This window comes from Campylobacter concisus, from assembly GCF_001891085.1.
Taxonomy (GTDB): Bacteria; Campylobacterota; Campylobacteria; order Campylobacterales; family Campylobacteraceae; genus Campylobacter_A; species Campylobacter_A concisus_O.
On sequence record NZ_JXUP01000019.1, the window covers coordinates 1 to 1,230 of the forward strand.

General features: G+C 49.8%; 1 rRNA gene. It reads right to left on the reverse strand.

Annotated elements, in window-relative coordinates:
* Window positions 1-1,230 (reverse strand): 16S ribosomal RNA (locus TH67_RS10115); the annotation flags it as partial.

A 1,230-nucleotide genomic window follows, 5' to 3' on the forward strand; every position in this document is an offset into this window, starting at 1 on the left:
GACTTCACCCCAGTCGCTGATTCCACTGTGGACGGTAACTAATTTAGTATTCCGGCTTCGAGTGAAATCAACTCCCATGGTGTGACGGGCGGTGAGTACAAGACCCGGGAACGTATTCACCGTAGCATGGCTGATCTACGATTACTAGCGATTCCGGCTTCATGGAGTCGAGTTGCAGACTCCAATCCGAACTGGGACATATTTTATAGATTTGCTCCATCTCGCGATATTGCTTCTCATTGTATATGCCATTGTAGCACGTGTGTCGCCCCGGACATAAGGGCCATGATGACTTGACGTCGTCCACACCTTCCTCCTCCTTACGAAGGCAGTCTCATTAGAGTGCTCAGCCGAACTGTTAGCAACTAATGACGTGGGTTGCGCTCGTTGCGGGACTTAACCCAACATCTCACGACACGAGCTGACGACAGCCGTGCAGCACCTGTCTTAACATTTCTGCAAGCAGACACTCTTCTATCTCTAGATGATTTGTTAGATATCAAGTCCGGGTAAGGTTCTTCGCGTATCTTCGAATTAAACCACATGCTCCACCGCTTGTGCGGGTCCCCGTCTATTCCTTTGAGTTTTAATCTTGCGACCGTACTCCCCAGGCGGTATACTTAATCCGTTAGGTGCATTACTGCCAAGACTAGCTTAGCAACAACTAGTATACATCGTTTAGGGCGTGGACTACCAGGGTATCTAATCCTGTTTGCTCCCCACGCTTTCACGCATTAGCGTCAGTTGAGTTCCAGCAGATCGCCTTCGCAATGGGTATTCCTGGTGATCTCTACGGATTTTACCCCTACACCACCAATTCCATCTGCCTCTCCCTCACTCTAGATTACCAGTTTCCCAAGCAGTTCTATGGTTAAGCCATAGGATTTCACAAGAGACTTGATAATCCGCCTACGCGTCCTTTACGCCCAGTGATTCCGAGTAACGCTTGCACCCTCCGTATTACCGCGGCTGCTGGCACGGAGTTAGCCGGTGCTTATTCGTTAGGTACCGTCATTGTTCTTCCCTAACAAAAGGAGTTTACGCTCCGAAAAGTGTCATCCTCCACGCGGCGTTGCTGCTTCAGGGTTTCCCCCATTGAGCAATATTCCCTACTGCTGCCTCCCGTAGGAGTCTGGACCGTGTCTCAGTTCCAGTGTGACTGATCATCCTCTCAGACCAGTTATGCGTCATTAGCCTTGGTTGAGCCATTACCTCACCAACTAGCTGATA